General features: G+C 66.2%; 7 protein-coding genes. 1 reads left to right on the top strand and 6 read right to left on the bottom strand.

The features are described from left to right. Window positions 1-39: 39 nt before the first annotated feature. Window positions 40-10311, bottom strand: coding sequence for a DUF5801 repeats-in-toxin domain-containing protein (locus B0I00_RS11840; protein WP_100867574.1), 10272 nt, complete (start codon window positions 10309-10311; stop codon window positions 40-42). Window positions 10312-11015: 704 nt separating this feature from the next. Here B0I00_RS11840 and B0I00_RS17060 point away from each other — a divergent pair. After that, a complete protein-coding gene (locus B0I00_RS17060; protein ID WP_198519224.1) occupies window positions 11016-11855 on the top strand; it encodes a hypothetical protein in 840 nt (279 codons plus the stop codon). A 4-nt stretch (window positions 11856-11859) separates the two neighbouring features. On the opposite strand, the gene B0I00_RS11850 is transcribed toward B0I00_RS17060, so the two are convergent. The 5 genes from B0I00_RS11850 to B0I00_RS11870 form a co-directional block, all read right to left on the bottom strand. Then, a complete protein-coding gene (locus B0I00_RS11850; RefSeq protein ID WP_100867576.1) occupies window positions 11860-13659 on the bottom strand; it encodes an acyclic terpene utilization AtuA family protein in 1800 nt (599 codons plus the stop codon). Window positions 13660-13844: 185 nt separating this feature from the next. Beyond that, window positions 13845-15005: a thiolase C-terminal domain-containing protein gene (locus tag B0I00_RS11855; protein ID WP_100867577.1), complete on the bottom strand. Its 1161-nt coding sequence runs from the start codon at window positions 15003-15005 to the stop codon at window positions 13845-13847. Then, window positions 15002-15424 (bottom strand): Zn-ribbon domain-containing OB-fold protein, encoded by a 423-nt coding sequence (locus tag B0I00_RS11860; RefSeq protein ID WP_232730216.1) that lies wholly within the window; start codon window positions 15422-15424, stop codon window positions 15002-15004. The genes B0I00_RS11855 and B0I00_RS11860 overlap by 4 nt, the downstream gene beginning before the upstream one ends. Continuing rightward, complete coding sequence (locus tag B0I00_RS11865) at window positions 15424-16632, bottom strand: cytochrome P450 (RefSeq protein WP_100867579.1); 1209 nt, start codon at window positions 16630-16632, stop codon at window positions 15424-15426. The genes B0I00_RS11860 and B0I00_RS11865 overlap by 1 nt, the downstream gene beginning before the upstream one ends. A 15-nt stretch (window positions 16633-16647) precedes the next feature. Next, window positions 16648-18144 (bottom strand): class I adenylate-forming enzyme family protein, encoded by a 1497-nt coding sequence (locus B0I00_RS11870; protein WP_100867580.1) that lies wholly within the window; start codon window positions 18142-18144, stop codon window positions 16648-16650. Between the last annotated feature and the right edge of the window lie 8 nt (window positions 18145-18152).

Consider the following 18152-nt stretch of genomic DNA (forward strand, 5'->3'; position numbering starts at 1 on the left):
CCCAATTTCGCTGCAGTCTCTCAACTCAATGACCGTAGATCACGCCAAGGCAGCGGCCTGTTCGTGATCGAGTGCGGGAAGCGGTGCGAAATGCGCTGCCCCCGCATCGTAACCGGAACCCTGCACACTGCTGTCGAGCAGTCCCTGGAGTGCAAAGTCGCCGGCCTTGGACATGGCGCCCAGTTCCACGCCCGAATGGGCGGCGAAGTGATCGACGATGCTGTCGACCGCGTGGTTGCCTGCGGCGTCGGCCAGTGCGTCGGTCACGCCCGGCAGCGTTGCAGTGCCCTTGGCCGCGGCAGGAGCCGCCACCGCCAGCAGTGCGTCCATCGCCGCGTGCCCGTCGTTGCCGCCGAACAGGGCGCTCTTGCCGGCGTCGGCCGGCGCGTCCGCCTTGTCGGCGCCGCGATCGGCCAGCGTGCCGAGCGACGCGTGGTCCTGGCCCGTGGTTCCACGGTCGGCGGAACCGGTAGCCCCATCGGCCGCCGCGACCTTGTCAGCCGCGTGGGCTGCGAACTGGGCGAAGGCGGACGGGGCTGCTTGCGCAGGCAGGTCGGCTGCCGCAGCAGCCGGAGCGGCCGGCAGGTCGGCACCGTGTGTTGCAGCCTTTTCAACGCCCGGCGCTGCCGCGGCATTGGCGTGGTCCATCGCCATTGCCGCGAGAAGGGCAGTGGCCGCCGCGCTCATCGCTGCCAGTTCGGCGGGCTGGGCCTGCCGCTGGAGGGTGTTTGCGGTGGTCGTTGCGAAAGCCACGTCGGTGGCAATGCCGGTGGTGCCGTCGGCGCGGGTGTAGGTCGTCGTCCCGAAGATCGTGACGTCGCCGCCCGCGGCCGCGTCCGCCTTGCCGTCGCTGGTCAGGTCGAGGCTGGCGATGCCGAGTTCGGCAAGCGTCTTGAACTCACCCGCCTCGCTGACGCCATTGCTGTTGGCATCCTGCCACACGCCGAACTGGGCGTAAGCCGCATCCTGTGTGTCGAGCAGGCCGTCGCCGTTGCTGTCATAGGTCGCGGCGACACCCTGAAGGTCGGTCAGGCCGTTCCCGCCGAACACGATCTCGCTTCCGGCATCGACCGTGCCCGAGCCGTTCGCGTCGATCGCCAGCAGGCCGTCGCCAGCCGCAACCCAGGCAGTCTGTTCGGCCGCGCCGTCGCCGTTGTAGTCGAAGGCGACGCCGTCGGCGGTCGACAGGTACTGGACGCCGCCGCCATCGAGATCGACTGCAATCGGCATCACGCTTGCCGGGAAGGTGACGGTCAAGGGGACCGCACCGGTCGAGTCGCCGTCGGCATCGGTCGCTTCGACCGTGAAGTTCAGAGTGAGCGGCTGCGGATTGCTCTGCGTCAGGATGAAGCCGATGTTGACGATCTTGGTCACGTCGTTGTCGTCGGTCACCCCGCCATCGGCAAAGGCATTGGGCGACAGGTCAACGATGCCGCCGTTCGTCCCGACCGCGCCGTTGAGATCGTAGGCCAGGCCGCTGGTCAGCTGGGTCGAGGTCACAACCTGCATCCCGACGATCTGGTAAACGGCCGGATCGCCCGGCAGGCGATAGTCGTTGCTTTCGATCACGAGCACTGCATCGTCGTTGTCGAAAGTGAAGCTGTACCCGGCAGGCGAACCGGTGGCCTTGGTGTAGAAATCGGAATTGTCCGCCACGAATGTCCGCGTGATGATCGTGTTCGGATTGGCGGGATCGACCAGCTTCAGCACCACGACCATATCCTCGGTGTTCCCGAACTGGTCGATCTGGAGGAACATGGCGTCGGCCATGGCCTTGGGTTCCGTCGGCGAAGACAGGTCACCGCCGGGATTCTGCGTGAAGAAGTTCAGCTCGAGCACGTCGTTCTGCGCGATGGTGTCGCTGGCCACACCGTTCGACGATCCGCTGATCGTGACATAGCTTTCCGGCGCGCTGAACGTCCCGTTCGATCCGCCCGAATAGGTGAAGCCGGATTCGAGGTTGGAGTGTTCGCCGCTGAACTGGACGAAGAAGTTGGGCAGCAGCTGCGCGACCGTGACTTCAGGACCCGAGCTGACGCCAGGATTGTCCTCGTTGTCGAACGTGGTGCGAATGACGCTCCCGGCGTTGGTCTGCACCGTCAGCGATGTCGCCACCGCGCTGTCGAGCGTGACGGTGTAATCGCCCGTCTGGGTGTTTAGCGAGATCGTCCCGCCGTTGGTGGCTGTCTGGTAGCCGGCTGCCACCGGATCGCGATCATAGGTGAACGCGAACGCATAGGTTACAAGCGACGAAGTATTGGTCGTCGGAGTCAATTCGCCGATGCTGGTCACCGTGATCGGCTGACCGTTGACGCTGCCGCTGCTCAATACGACATTGACGTAGCTGTCGACCAGCGCCGAGGCCGCGCGAGCATCGGCGCCGATGTTGAGCGTGAAGTCGCCAGTCGCCGTCCGCGAGATGACCGGGTCGGTCGGGCCGATTGCAAGCGTCGGCGCGTCGTCGGTGAACACCAGGTTCTGGCCGATGTTGGCCGTCGCGGTCGCCACGTCGCCGTCTGCATCGGTAAAGGTGCCGGTCAGCGTGACAAGAGTATCGGCAGACAAGGACGCGGTGTCGTTCGGCCCATTGTTGGGCGTGTGAACCACCGCGCGGATCTGGTCGAGCGTCACATTGCCCGAACCGTCGACCGAAACGGTGAATACAAGCAGGTTGCTGGTCGCAGTGCGTCCTTCGACGACATTGCCGTTCATGACCAGGTTTACATTCTGGCCGCTCAGCGTGTCGACCAGCCCGCTGGCCCCGGCAACAACGCCAAGGGTGTAGGCCGCGCCGCCGCCCACGGCCGCTCCGTCAGCGCCGAAGTTGGGCGTGAAGACCGAAGCGAAGCTTGCCGATGCATTGGTGGCAAGAACCGTTTCATCGACCGTCAACGTGGGCTGCGTGGCCGAGGCCGTAGCGGTCGGCGCATCGTCATTGAACAGGATCACAAGCCGTCCAGCGGTTGAGCTGTCGCCGTCGCTGTCCGCTGCACGATAATTCAGCGCGGTCGAAGTGCTCGTCTCGTTCAGCCCGGCGGCGTGGATCACGTTGTCGAGCAGGGTCACCGTGTATTCGCCTGCGGGGGTGAGTTTCACGGTGAACAGGTCGGTACCCGAACGGACACCGCCGGTGACGGTCGCCGTCAGCGTGAAGGTGGCTGCGTTCCAGCTGTAGCTGACCGTTTCGGTGCCGATCGTGCCCAACGTACCGTTGAGATTGGCGAAACTTACGGTGCCGGTATCGTTGCCGAAGCTCATGTTGATCTGGCCGCGGAAGCTCGCTTCGCTCGACAGTGCCCCGTCAAGATCGTTCGAGTTAGCGTCGATGTCACCCGTGGTCGAACCCGGATTCCCGCCGTTCAGCCCATCGTCGTCAACCGCCGCGCCAACGTCGATCGGATTGGGTACCGAATCCGCCAGCAGCGTGATGGTTGCAGTTGCCTGGGAAACGTCACCGTCCTTGTCGGTGATCGTGTACTGGAAGGTGATCGTGCCTTCTTCGCCCGGTCCTGGCGCATAGGTGAAGGTGCCGTCGCCATGGTTGACGAGCGACCCCGTTGCCGGGTTGCCGCCGTTGGTCAGCGATCCGGCGACCAGGGTTACCGACGCCAGCACCTTGCCATCGGCGCCGCCGAGGTCGTTGGTGAAGACATCGATCGTCACCGGCTGGTTCTCGGCCGTCTGGACCTTGCTGTCGTTGAGCGCGGTCGGCGTGTCGTCGTTGATCGTGACCTGGAACGTGCCTGCGACGCTGGCGCGGTCCCCGTCGACGTCGACCGCCTGGACGATCGCCGCGAAGTCGAGCACGAGGTTGTTCTCGGCGTTGCCGCTCGCCTGGTCGACCGGCCCCTGCAGGGTAAAGGTCCAGGCGCCGGTGTTCTTGTCGATCGCCAGCGTGAACACCGGATTGCCCCCGGCGGTCGCGGTGAGCACGTTGGTCGTGGTGTTGAGCGAATAGACCACTGCCACGCCGCCCGAGGTGAGCGATGGCAGGCCCGTAACGGTGGTCAGCAGGTACTGCGGCGCGGTGTCGGCGCCGCCCTTGAACAGGCCGGCCACCGAACCGGTCGCAACCGTCGCTTCGCCGGCGATGTCGCCCGTGCCGCCGGCGATTCCGCCGCCAAGACCGTCTTCGTCCACCGCGCCCGAGGTCGAGGCGAACTCCACCGGAACCGGGCTGTCGTCCTCGATCGAGACAACGATGGTCGTGCCGGTGGACGTCGTTCCGTCGGACACGTTGACCGGGATGGTCAGGCCAATGCTGTCCTCGACCGTCGCATCGGGCTGGTCGATCGCGTCAAGCAGGGTGACGGTGTAATTGCCGTTGCCGTCAATGGTTACGGTGATCACCGGAATGCCACCGGCAGTGCCGGTCAGCGTCGAAGTCCCGACACCGGTCCAGATGATCGGCACGCCGCCCGAGGTCAGGCCGGGCTGCGGCTGACCGAGGGTGAAGGTCAGCGTCTCGCCATCGACATCGGTTGCAACGATCTGACCGCCGGACGTCGCGCTGTTGGTCGTGTCGGTGTTGCCGGTCGTGTCCTGGTTACCGAGCGGGAGACCTTCTTCCGAAACCGCCGTGGTCGACGGGGTCACGACCGGGGCGTCGTTGGCGCCGTTGATCGTGATCGTCAGCTTCGCCGTGGTGGTATCGCCGTCGCGATCGGTGATCGTGTAGGTGAACTCGTCGGTGCGGGTTTCGCCGTCGTCGAGGCTCTGGACCAGGATGTTGCCGTTGTCGAGCGCGTAGGAATAGTTGCCCTGCGCATCGATCGTCAGCGAGCCATAGGTTCCCTGGAGCGGCGCCCCAAGCGTGCCGGCGGTGACCCCGAAGCTGATTGCGGTCACGGCACCGCCCAGCGCCGCGCCATCGGCCCCGATCGAATCCTTCGCGCCGTCGGTGCCGTTGGCATCGCTGCCACCAACGCCGGTAAACACGTTGCCGTCGGCAACGAGCGCCCCGTCTTCGGTGACCGAGTCGATGTCGTTGACGGCGGTCGGCGTATCGTCGTTGACCACGATCACCAGCGTGCTGGGGGCGGTGTCGCCGTCTCCGTCGGTCACGACGTAGTTCAGCGTGAACGAGCTGCTTTCCTCGGTTGCGCCGCTGGTCGGATGGAGGATCGGCGCGTTCTGGCTGACCGTATAGGCGCCGGTCGCGCTGTTGAGCGTTACGGTCACGACCGTGACGAAGCTGCCGCCCTGGTTCTGCTGGACCAGTATGTTCGAGCCCGAAGCGACATACTGGAACGTGGCGGGAGCGCCCGTCGTCAGGAACGCGATAGACCCGCCGTCATTGCCGAAGCTGTGCGACAGCGTGCCCCCGACGTTCGAAGCGGCGCCGGTGTCGCCCGTGCCGCCGGCGTTTCCGCCCGACAGCAGGTCGTCGTTCAGCGTGGCGACAGCGTTGCCGCCCGCACTCGGTCCATCATCGACGAAGCGCAGGTGATCGCCGATGCCCGCCGTCGCCGAGGCGCTGTCCCCGTCGCCATCGGTCACCGTCTTGGTCAGGGTGACGAGATCGGCCGCGATGGTCTCGACGTCGTTGGCACCCAGGTTCGGGTCGTGGACCACGGCGCGGCTCTGATCGAGCGTGACGTTGCCCGATCCGTCGACCGACACGGTGAAGACCAGGAGGCCGCCAGTGGTGCGGCCTTCGACCACGCTGCCGTTCATCGACAGCACGACCGGCTGCCCGGAAAGGGTATCGACCAGACCGCTCGGCCCGGCAACTACGCCCAGCGCATAGCCCTCGCTGTCGGAAGCCGCGGCGCCATCGGCGCCGAAGCTGTGCGAGAACAGGGTGCTGAGGTCGGCGGTGCTGTTCGGCGTGAAGTTGGTTTCGTCGACCGACAGGTTCGGCGCGGTGCCGGCGGCAGTCACGGTCGGCGTATCGTCATCGATATTGATGACGATCGAACCCGGCGCGCTGTCGCCGTCGCTGTCCGTGACGGTGTAGCCGAGCGTGAACGACAAGTCGTTCTCGGCGCCGCCTGCCGCGTGATCGATCGCCGCGACCTGGGTTACCGTATAGGCGCCCGTCGCGCTGTTGAGCGTAATCGTCATCACCAGGGTGTTGCCCTGGGCAACCTCGATAAGCCCGGAATTGACCTGCGTGACCGTGAACCCGGCCGGAGCAATCAGCGTCCCGAAGGCCCAGGTCAGCGCACCATCGCCGCCCGCTCCGGACAGGGTGCCGCTGGTGTTGGCGGTATCGGGATCGACATCGCCCACGCCGCCCGGATTGCCGCCGGTCTTGGCGTCGTCATCAAGCTGGACGGGCGGGTTGGGCTCGGTGAAGGGGCGCGCGTCTTCGATGGTGATGATCAGCGTCGCCGTCGCGGTGTCGCCGTCGGCATCGGTGATCGTGTAGGTGAAAATGTCTTCCGAATTGCCCGGAGCCCCCGACGCACGGGTATAGGTGTAGCTGCCGTCCGCGTTGAGCTTGAGCGTACCGTAAAGACCCTGCGTGCTGCCGTCGATCGTGCCGGCGCCGTTCGCACCCGACACAGCGGTGACAGCGCCGCCCTGGGCTGCGCCGTCCGCGCCGATCGAGTCCGCCCCGGCCGGATTGCCGTCGCCGCCCACGCCGGTCAGGACATTGCCCGAGGTCTCGTCGTTGCCCAGCACAACCGCGTCGGTATCGTTCGCGGCCAGCGGGGTATCGTCGTCCACGTTGATGCCGAGCGAGCCTGCGGCACTGTCGCCGTCGGCATCGGTCACCGTATAGGCCAGGGTGAACGGCAGGTTGTTCTCGCCCGCGCCCGCCGGATGGTCGATCGCGGCGTTCTGGGTGACGCTGTAGGCGCCGGTCGCGGCGTTCAGCGTGACGGTCAGCACCAAGGTGCCGTTCTGGCTGATCTCGACCAGGCCCGGATTGACCACCGAGGTGGTGAAGCCCGCCGGCACGGTCGCGCCGGTCAGTGCCCAGGTCAGCGCGCCATCGCCGCCCGATCCGGCCAGCGAGCCGCTGGTGTTCGCCGCATTGACATCGTCACCCGTGCCGCCCGCGTTGCCGCCGGCAAGCGCGTCGTCATCGAGCAGGACCGTGGCGTTCTCGCCGGTCATCGGACCGGCATCCCTGAGCGTGATCGTCAGCGTGGCGGTGACAGCGTCCCCATCGCCATCGGTGAGCGTGTAGGTGAACGTGTCGATCGCGTCGATCGGTCCGCTGGTGGTGCGCACGTAGCTGTATTCGCCGTTGGCGCCCAAGGTCAACGTGCCGTGCTGGCCAGTGGTCGTCCCGCCGATCGTCCCGGCACCGCCGAACCCGCTCACAGCGGTGACAGCGCCGCCCTGGGCTGCGCCGTCCGCGCCGATCGAGTCCGCCCCGGCCGGATTGCCGTCGCCGCCCACGCCGGTCAGGACATTGCCCGAGGTCTCGTCGTTGCCCAGCACAACCGCGTCGGTATCGTTCGCGGCCAGCGGGGTATCGTCGTCCACGTTGATGCCGAGCGAGCCTGCGGCACTGTCGCCGTCGGCATCGGTCACCGTATAGGCCAGGGTGAACGGCAGGTTGTTCTCGCCCGCGCCCGCCGGATGGTCGATCGCGGCGTTCTGGGTGACGCTGTAGGCGCCGGTCGCGGCGTTCAGCGTGACGGTCAGCACCAAGGTGCCGTTCTGGCTGATCTCGACCAGGCCCGGATTGACCACCGAGGTGGTGAAGCCCGCCGGCACGGTCGCGCCGGTCAGTGCCCAGGTCAGCGCGCCATCGCCGCCCGATCCGGCCAGCGAGCCGCTGGTGTTCGCCGCATTGACATCGTCACCCGTGCCGCCCGCGTTGCCGCCGGCAAGCGCGTCGTCATCGAGCAGGACCGTGGCGTTCTCGCCGGTCATCGGACCGGCATCCCTGAGCGTGATCGTCAGCGTGGCGGTGACAGCGTCCCCATCGCCATCGGTGAGCGTGTAGGTGAACGTGTCGGTCGCGTCGATCGGTCCGCTGGTGGTGCGCACGTAGCTGTATTCGCCGTTGGCGCCCAAGGTCAACGTGCCGTGCTGGCCAGTGGTCGTGCCGCCGATCGTCCCGGCACCGTTCGCACCCGTCACAGCGGTGACCGAACCGCCGTCCGCGTTCGGCGAATCCTTGCCGCCGTCGCCTTCGGCATCGGTCAGCACGTTTCCGGTCGCCGGGCCCATCGCCCCGGCCAGCAGCGCATCCGTATCGTTCGCCGCCGCCGGTGCGTCGTCGACGAACTGCAGCAGACCGCCGATGCCGGCCGTTGCCGAGGCGCTGTCGCCATCGCGGTCGGTCACCGTCTTGGTCAGGGTGACGAGGTTCGCGGCCAGGGCGGCGATATCGTCCGGACCCGCATTCGGGGTGTGAACCACGGCGCGGCTCTGGTCGAGCGTGACGACGCCGTTCGCATCGACCGTCGCGGTGAACACCAGCAGCCCGCCCGTGGTGCGCCCTTCGACCACCGCGCCGTTCATCGCCAGCACGACTGGCAGGCCGGTCAGCGTGTCGACGAGGCCGCTCGGCCCGGCGACGACGCCCAGCGCATAGCCGATGCTGCCGCTTGCAGCCGCGCCATCGGCGCCGAAGGCGTGCGTGAAGAGCGTGCTGAGATCCCGCGATGCGTTGACGCCGAAATCGGTCTCATCGACGACCAGCGCGGGGGCGCGGCCGGTGGCCGTCACGACCGGAGTGTCGTCGTCGACATTGATCGTCAGCGAGCCCGTAGCGGGATCGCCGTCGATGTCGGTCACGGTATAGCCGATGGTGAAGGCGGCGTTGTTCTCGTCGGAACCCGCGGCGTGGACGATCGGCGCAAGCTGCGTGACCGTATAGCCGCCGGTCGCGGTGTTAAGCGTGACCGCTAGGACCTTGGTCGAGCCCTGGAACACGTCGATGCCGGTTCCGTTCGCGGCATAGCTGAAGCCGGCCGGCGCGCCGGCGGCCGAGAGGGCCCAGGTCAGCGTACCGTCGCCGCCGCTGGCGGCCAGCGTGCCGGTGGTGTTGGCGGAATCGGCGTCATCGCCCGTGCCGCCGGCATTGCCGCCGGGGAACGCATCGTCGTCGAGCAGGACTGCAGCGTTGGCGCCGGTCTGCGGCGCGGCGTCGGCAATGGTGATGGTCAGCGTCGTCGTGGCGGTATCGCCATCGGCGTCGCGGATCGTGTAGGTGAAGGTATCGGTTACGCCGCCCGGCGTGCCGGGATTGCGGATATAGCTGTAATTGCCGGCCGCATCGAGCGTGAGCTTCCCGTACTGTCCGGTCGTCAGCCCGGTCACGCTGCCCGCGCCGCCGAAGCCCGAGATCGCAGTGATGACGAGCCCGCCATCGGCGCCAACCGAATCGCGACCGTTGTCGCCATCGCCGGAATCGCCGGCTGCGGCGTCAGTCAGGATGTTGCCGGTAGCCGGACCAAAGGTGCCAGCTGCAATCGTGTCGGTATCGGGACCGGCGACCGGGCTATCGTCATCGACGTTGATGCCCAACGTGCCCGAGGCGGTATCGCCGTCGATATCGGTGACCGAATAGGTCAGCGTGAACAGCTGGTTGTTTTCGCCCTCGGCCGAGGGGTGGACGATCGGCGCGAGCTGCGCGACCGAGTAGGCACCAGTGGCCGGGTTCAACGTGATCGCCAGCACCTTCACCGCGCCCTGGAACACATCCACGCCGTCGCCGTTGGCGACATAGCTGAAGCCCGATGGCGCACCTGCGGTCGACAGGGTCCAGGTCAGCGCGCCGCTGCCGCCCGAAGCGGACAGGATGCCCGATGTGTTGGCGTTGTCGGCATCATCGCCGGCGCCGCCCGGATTGCCGCCAGTCAGAGCGTCGTCGTCAAGCAGGACGTCCGGGTTGGGGCCAGTTTCCGGCTCGGCATCGGGCGCCGGGAAAATTTCGCGATCCTGCGGCTCGGGAAAGCGCAGTTCGGTATAGGGCAGCAGGTCGCCGATCTTGTAAGCGTCCTGGATCGATCCAACCGGGACGGCGAAGTTGCCGCCCGAGCTGCGCACCGGGCCCGCAGCAGGTTCGGGCTCGTTTCCGATCAGCAGCGCAGCCAGGTTGAGCGGCGGCACGGTCACGCCCTGGGCGATCACCTGCGGCACGAAAACCGCGCCGTCGACGATAATGTAGACGCGTCCGTCGTCGGTCTGGATGATCAGATCGCGGCCGCGAACAGTGATGTCGTCGAGGCTGGCACCTTCGGGCAGGACGACGGTGTTGTTCGCATCGGGAACCAGGGCGGTTGCTCCGCTTCGCGCGACGGCTGCGGCTGCAACTGCCAGCTCGGGCAAGGCCTGCGCCAGCGCGGCGCTGTCCAGCGCGGTTTCGGTCTCGGTGTTGCGCGTGCCTTCGAAGTCCATGGCCGTCGTCACTCTCTACACGCTGCCGGCCGAAGGGTCGGGAGCCGATGAAGGACGCAGGACGACATGATCGCGGACGCAGCACTGAGCCGCTGGCCTGAGCCAACCAAGACGTTCTGCGACCTGTAGGTGGCGTGCGGCGCTTATCTGCCGGATTTTTAATCCGAATCGGGTGGCGCGCCCTACGCCTTGATCCGGTTAGAACACCCACCCCCAATCCTTGCAAGATCGTTAACCGGGTTTGGAAACCATTGGGATGCCTGCGTGACCGCGACTCCACGCGGTCAGCATGCCCGAAAAAACGTCGTGTGACTTGTGACCGTCGGACATGTCAGACATTTTATCATGTTAATACAATATCTTAGATGTAGAAGAATGTGTCCAGGCACCGTTAACCACGATTCGCAAAGCCGAAGCGAAAGTCGTTCCAAAGTGACGCAAATTGCCGCCGCAGGACCAGTTCGTTAACTGACGAGTTTCCACACTATCCTTAAATTACAGAACTTTGCACCGCAGAAGTGGCGCCTTGCGTTTGGCATTTGACTCCTTTTGCCGATTCGACGGACAATTTGGCGGCCGATTTCGGCTCAGGGGACCCCGAAATGCATTCGATCAGCCCTTCGCTCGCGCTGCCGTATGACCGCCCGATATTCGGAGCGGTAGCCCTTGCTGCTTGCCTGGCAGGGGGCACGTCCACCCAGAGCATGACCGCCATTCCGGCAATGTCATTGGGCGCAGAGCGGATCGACGCGTCGATCCGGTTCGCTCCACCGGCCGCTCCGGTCCGACCTCTGGCACTTGCCACGGCGACCCGGGGCCCCGAAGCCACCCCTGCCCGCCAGAGCGTTGCAATGGCCGTCGCGCCATCCCCGGCAAGAGTGCCACTTGATGTCGAGCAGCCGCTCGAAGTGTGGGAGGCTCCCGTCTCAGCACCGTTGCTTGCTGCAACGGCTCGGCCCGCGCCCCTTGGCTCGGTGCCGACGGCGGTGCTCGAAGCGGCTCCCGAGTCTGTCCCGGCAACCGAAACCGTCAACTTCGCCGCCGTACCGGTCGTCCAGCCGCTGGTCGAGACCGCCGTGGCGCCGGCGCCAGCGTCCACCTCTCCGGCGCTTCAACTGGTCAGCTCGCCCGAATTGCGGAAGTTCGATCTGGCCGACTATCACAAGTCGGTGCCGCGCGAGGGACGGTTCGCCGCCGCCCGCAAGGTCACGCCCGTGGCAGGCAGGACCGCTCCTGCCGCCAGCAAGGCGCGCACCACGACCCGGCTGATCGACGAAGTGTTGTACCACCAGACCGCGATCAGTGTCGGCGGGCAGTCCGGCGGCGACATCGCCGTGCGCATCGGGCCGGACATGAAGCCCTCGGTCAAAGTCGGCGACCTGCTGAGCCTGGTCTCGGCGCAGATGGATCCCGACGCCCTGGCGCGCTTTTCGCTCGCCAGCGGCGCTCAGGACTATGTCAGCTTCGCCGACCTGCGCAGCGCCGGGTTCGAAGTTCAGTACAACGCCGGCGCCAACAGCATCGCGATCAGCGTCGCGCCCTGACGACCTAGCGGCCGACCAGCGCGCTCGGCACCTTGACCGGCATGTCGAGCAGTTGCTGTGCCTTGCCTTTGGCCAGCGGGTCGAGGCGCAAGCTGGCGAACTGGCCGCCGCCCAGCGAATTGAGGAAATGGAGGTTGATGGCATTCATGCCGGGCACCTCGTAACGGTGGACGGCGCTGTCGCTGGCGCGTTCGAATTCGTGCGCGAACCAGTCGAGCATAGCGGCCGGGTCCAGCGCCGCGCGAATCCACGGCAGGTATTCGGGCCGCCGCGCAATCACCCCGACGTTGAAGGCATCGCCTTTGTCCCCGCTGCGTGCCCAGGCGAGATCGATCAGCGGGACCTCGCTTAGCGCCTGATTTTCTCCGCCTTCCGCTGCATGGCCAGGCGCTGGCCGCTCGATCAGGGCCGGATCGAAGGTTGCAGCCGGTCGGCCCTCGCCTGCATCAAGCGTCTGCCCTTCGAACTGCACGTGCACCGCTACCGCCTCGCGCGGAATCGTGGCCGAGAAGACGCGCATGACCGGCTTGACCTCGGCTCGGGCGCCGAACCAGCCGGTTGTGCCGACCGACATCGATGTCGTCGGGCTGTCGAATTCGCGCAAGAACGGCTTGAAGGCCTCGGCATCGTCATGCTCGACCGCAAGCTTGTAGATCACCTCGCGCGTGCCGAGCGCGCGGGCATTGGCGCCATAGCTCGATTCAGTGCCGAGCAGTTCGATCCGCGAGGCCCGGAACGGCCCGAGATTGCGATCGCGCAGCATCCGGTTGACCCGTTCGAGCACGGCTTCGGCCTGGCGCTGCGCCTTGCGCGCCGCGTCGCGCCCGACGACCGGCATGAAGGCCATGCTGCGAAACCCGTCGGCCCAGGTGACGCAGACCTTGTAGCAGCCGGTCGGCGGGTATCCGGTGGCCCCCGTCACACGAACGCGATCCGGCCCGGCCGGTTCGACTTTGACCTGCGCGAAATCGCAGACCACGTCGGGCAGCATGTAGGCCTGCGGATCGCCAACCTCGTAAAGGATCTGCTCGGCCACCACGGCCGGCGTCACGAGGCCGCCCGTTCCAGCCGGCTTGGTCACCACGAAACTGCCATCGGCGGCGCATTCGATGATCGGATAGCCGATATTGCTCCAGTCGGGGACGTCCTCCCAATCGGTGAATAGCCCGCCCGACCCTTGCGCCCCGCATTCGATGACGTGACCCGCCAGAGACCCTTGCGAGAGCTTGTCGAGATCGGCGCCGGTCCAGCCGAACTCGTGCATCAGGATACCCAGGGTCAGCGCGGAATCGACGCAGCGCCCTGTAATCACGACGTCCGCTCCGGCCGCCAGCGCCCGGGCGATCGGCCCGCCGCCGAGATAGGCGTTGGCGGTCAGGATGTGCTCGCGCGGCGGAAAGGGAGAGCCGACGAACATCTCGGTCTGGTCGGCGAGTTCGTCGATCCGGTCGAGCAGGTCGTCGCCTTCGACAAAGGCGATGCGAAAATCGAGCCCGGCTTCCTGCCCGAAATGGCGCATGCGAGCGACGCAGGCCGCCGGATTCACCCCGCCGGCATTGGTAACGATCTTCGTGCCCGTCTGCTTGAGGATCTGGAGGTTGTCCTTCCACACCCATTCGGTGAAATCGGTAGCATAGCCGAGGTCGGCACGGTGCCGCTTCATCATGCCGAGCTGCGACATCGTCGCTTCTGCCAGATAATCGAGGATCAGGTAATCGACCCCGGCGTCGATCAGCTGGCGTGGCGCCAGGCTGGAATCGCCGAAGAACCCGCATGCGCCGCCGATCCGTACCGTTCGTGTCATTTGTTCGCTCTCCCGATCCCGGTCAGTCTTGCTGCCTAAGGGCGCCGGATCAACCCGTGAGCGTACCGAACATACAAAAAAGAACGCTCCGCGCGCCTGGCTCGGTCAGCAGACGGACCTTCTCCGGCGTGGAGCTGGTTGGGCGCCCGGCGGCCAGGACGGGCCATTCCGTCAGACGCCAGGGACTATCCGATGCCGAAGATCGCTGAACTGACGGTGGGAGAGCCCGGACCACCGGCAAGGAGGCAGGTCTTCGCCCCGGCAACGGGATTGGCCGTTTCCCCCCTGAGCACGCGGATCGCTTCGATCGCGCAGCCGATGCCATGCACGAAACCGTGCGCGAAATTGCCCCCCGACGTGTTGACCGGCAGCCTGCCTCCATCGGCGATCAGGTTTTCGAAGCGCACGACCTCCGTCACGTTCTCGTAGGTGCAGAAGCCGTGGTCGATCAGCGAGGCGACGCCCTGGGCGCTGAAGTTCTCGTAAAGCTGGACGACGTCGATATCCGCCGGGGTCAGTCCGGCCTGGTCGTAGAGCCGCTGGCGGATCGCGCCGAACCCGGCTGTCGGGTAAAGGTCTTCGCGGTCGTTCTCGAGCAGGTCGCCCCAGCCCCTTTCGGCGCCCTGGGCCACCGAAAGCAAGGTCACGGGCGGCTTGCGCAGGTCCCTGGCCAGCTCGCTCGAAACGAGCAGCAAGGCTCCCGCGCCGTCGTTTTCGCGGCTGCAGTCGAACAGGCGGAAAGGCTCTGCGATCCAGCGCGACGTGCGCGCCTCGGCAGCGTCGTATTCGTGCCCGAAGGCAACGGCTTCGGGGTTGCGGCTGCCGTGATGGTAGGACGCGCGGACAAGCTCCTCGCACACGGAGGTCGGAACGCCGTGATGCTCGAACAGGCGCTGGGCGCGCATGGCGCACAACTGTGCCGGCGCGACCATGCCGGCCGAGACCATGTGATCGTTGAGGTGATGCGCCATCACCGCAGTCGAGAGGCGCCCGCTGTTGCCCTCGACGAGGGCGCGGAACACGACGACGGCCCTGGCCTGCCCGGTGAGGATCGCAGCCGAGGCCAGGCCGAACGCCCCGGCAACGCCGCCGCCGCCGCCGCCCCAGACCTGCGCCGACCAGTTCAGGTGCTTCATGCCCAGGTCAGGCATCAGGCGCACCGGTTCGTTCTTGTCGTCGCCGTAGGAAACGAAACCATCGATCAGCGCCGGGTCGAAACCGGCGTCGTTGCAGGCATCGACGATCGCGCTGACCAGAACGCCGCGTTCGGGCAGCGGGGCCGTCCCGCGCTTGTACTGGCGATAGCCGATCCCGGCCACGGCCGTCAGCCCGCTGGGATTGATCATGCCACCAGTCTCCACCGCAGCGCGGGAATGTCATGGGTGCCGAAACGTGTCCGGTCGATCCGGCCCTCTACCTCGGCCCCGATGCGCAAGCCCTCTTCGGACCCTTCCAGGACGCCGATAAGACGGATCGGCACCTCGGTCAGCGAAACCAGCACGGTCGTGAACGGACGGTCAAAGGCTTCGGTCCCGGCAAAGGCATGGTGGGTTCGAGTATGGCTGAAAACGGTGCCGGTCAGCGCTCGTTCGACCCATTCGTGGTCCCACGAACCGCACTCGCCGCAGCGCCAGACAGCGGGCCAGTGCCACGCCCCGCACCCCCGGCAGCGCGGCAGCTTCAGGTGACCGTCGAGCAGAGCATCCCAATAGGGCCCTTCGGCGCCCAGCGGACCCGTCGCCGTCGCATAGGAGAAAGCGGCCATCAGGCGACGGTCCATTCGAGGGGGAGCGATTCCAGGGCGATCACGGTCCCGATCCGGAACCCGTGATGCGCGCCTTCCACGGCCCGGAACGAAGGCACGCGCTTGATCCATTCCTCGACCAGGATGCGCATTTCGGTGCGCGCCAGCGCGTGGCCCAGGCACAGGTGGGGACCCGTGCTGAAATTGTAGTGCGGCATGGCGCCGCGATCGATATCGAAGCGGTCGGGATCGTCCAGCTTGGCCGGGTCCCGGCCGCTTTGCCACAGGGCGCACAGCACCATTTCGCCTTTGCGGAAGGCGACGCCGTGATCATCGAAATCCTTCACGACAAGGCGAGGCGTCCCGATGACGCCGAACATCCGCAGACCTTCTTCGGCAAATTTGCCCGCAAGGGAGGGATCGGCGGCGAGGCGGGCCTGCAAGGCCGGGTCGCCGGCAAGGTGCTGCACCGAAAAACCGGTGACATTCGTGACCGTGTCCATGCCGCCCAGGAACAGGACGAAGCACATCGCGAGGATTTCCTCGTGGCTCAGCCGCCGTCCTTCGCCCATGTCGACGGTAAGGAAATGCGTCAGCAGGTCCGTCCCCGGATTGTCGCGCCGGTAGTCCAGCAGCTCGTTGAAGATCCCGAAGATCTGCTGCGAACTCGCCTGGATTTGCTCGCTCGTACGCGCCTTGAAATAGGTGTCGGCAATACTGCGGAAATCGTGCAGCCGTTCGAGCGGCAGGCCCATGACCTCCATGAACACCGACACCGGAAAGCGTGCGGCCACGTCGTGGATGAAATCGCATTTTCCCTTGTCCGCGACCTCGGCGACGATCTCGGCCGCCATGGCGCGCATCCTGGGCTCCATTTCGGAGACCGCGCGCGGCGAGAACTTGGGCATGAGGACGTGGCGATACGGCACGTTTTCAGGGGGATCGACGCTGAGAGGGATAAAGAACGGCGGATTCTCAACCCGCGGGATCTGCATCTCGCGCGCTGAAAAGACCGTCGGGTTCTTGACGATTTCGGCAATCAGGTCGTGGCGCTGTACCACCCAGTGTCCACCGTTAAGCGGCGACCAGAAGATGTCCGGAGCCGCCTTGAGGACAGCCGAATAGCTGCCCTGGACATCGTCATCGATGCGCGGATCGGCATAAATGTCGAAATCGAACACCTGTTCGGGACGAACGTTGGGCGGAATGACGCGTGCCAGTGTGGCCATGATCGGGACTTTCGCTCAGCGGACCCGCGGAAGGGTCAGGTGTGCGTCGCGGTATTCGTCGCGCAACGCGGGTTTGGAAATCTTGCCGGTCGCAAGGCGCGGCAGCGGCTCGTCGCGAACGGCGACGTAACGGGGCACCTTGTAGTCGGCGAGGCGGCCGTTGCAGTGCGCGATCAGCGCCGCAACATCGATCGGCGCATTCGGATAGAGCGCCACCATGGGTGTTTCCTGGAACCGGTCGTCGTGCGCGGCAATCACCGCGACTTCCTCCACGCCGGGAAACTCGAGCACGGCGCGTTCGATCTCGGCGGCGGAGATGTTGAGACCGCCCGATACGATGATGTCCTTGATCCGGTCGATGAAGGTCAGGAGACCGCGTTCGTCCATCACTCCGATATCGCCGCTGTGCAGCCAACCGTCGCGGATTGTTTCCGCCGTGGCCGCGGGGTTGTTCCAGTAACCGATCATCATGCCCGGCCCGCGGATCAGGATCTCGCCCTCGACCCCCGGGGGCACGTCGTTGCCCCTCGCATCGACCACGCGGTGATGGGTGAACATTCCGCCCCAGCCGACCTTTTCCGGAAACTCGGCCGCAAAGCGTTCGGGCATGACAGTGGAATTGCCGCCGGCCTCGGTCTGGCCATAGGTCTGGCGGATATGGAGGCCCTTGGCGGCCCAGGTCTGGAACAATCTGGGCGTGACCCGCGCGCCGCCCGCGGTCACCATGCGGATGTGCGACAGGTCGGCCTCGGCAAACCCTTCGCAGGCCGCGATTCGTTCGAAGAATGCGGGTGCGCCGGCAAAGCTGACGATCGGCTCCTCGACCAGGATCTGGAGGAAACGTTCGGCCACGAAGACAGGCTCGAGGTAAAGCGTGCAGCCCAGCACCGAATAGTGGACGACCTGCACCATGCCGGCCGAAGTGGCGAGCGGCGCGACGATGATCACGCCGCCTCCGTCGCGAAGGACGCCGTCCTCCATCGCCGCGGCCATGGCGTAGTCGCACATCGACCGGTTGGAGAACATCACGCCCTTGGGCTTGGCCGTCGAACCGCTGGTCGAAATGATCACGACGCAGTCGTCCGGGTAGGGCTCACGCGGTGGAGCGACGGACGCGCCGCCGCGAAGGCCGTCGACCTCCGCCATGGCGTGAACGGGCACCCCGCAACCGGTGAACTTGCTTGCCTGATCGTCGCCTGCGAAAATGAGGCGCGGGGCATGATCCTGCACGATCTCCGCCAGTTCGTGTGCGGTGAAGCGGGTGTTGAGCGGGGCGATGACCGCGCCTGCGCGCATGGCCGCAAAGGCGAGGACGCAATAGTCGATCCCGTTGGCGGCGCAGGCGTTGACCCGGTCGCCGCGCTCGACCCCAAGGTCGATCAGGCGTGCCGCCACCCGGTCGATCCAGGGCACGAGTTGGCCATAGGTCACGCGGTCGCCTCCGAGGACGAGCGCGGGCGTATCGGGCCGGCTCTTGGCCCACCACGAAAGGGCACTGTGGATTGTCAGCACGTCCGGTG

The organism is Novosphingobium kunmingense, from assembly GCF_002813245.1.
In the GTDB taxonomy this organism is placed as follows: domain Bacteria; phylum Pseudomonadota; class Alphaproteobacteria; order Sphingomonadales; family Sphingomonadaceae; genus Novosphingobium; species Novosphingobium kunmingense.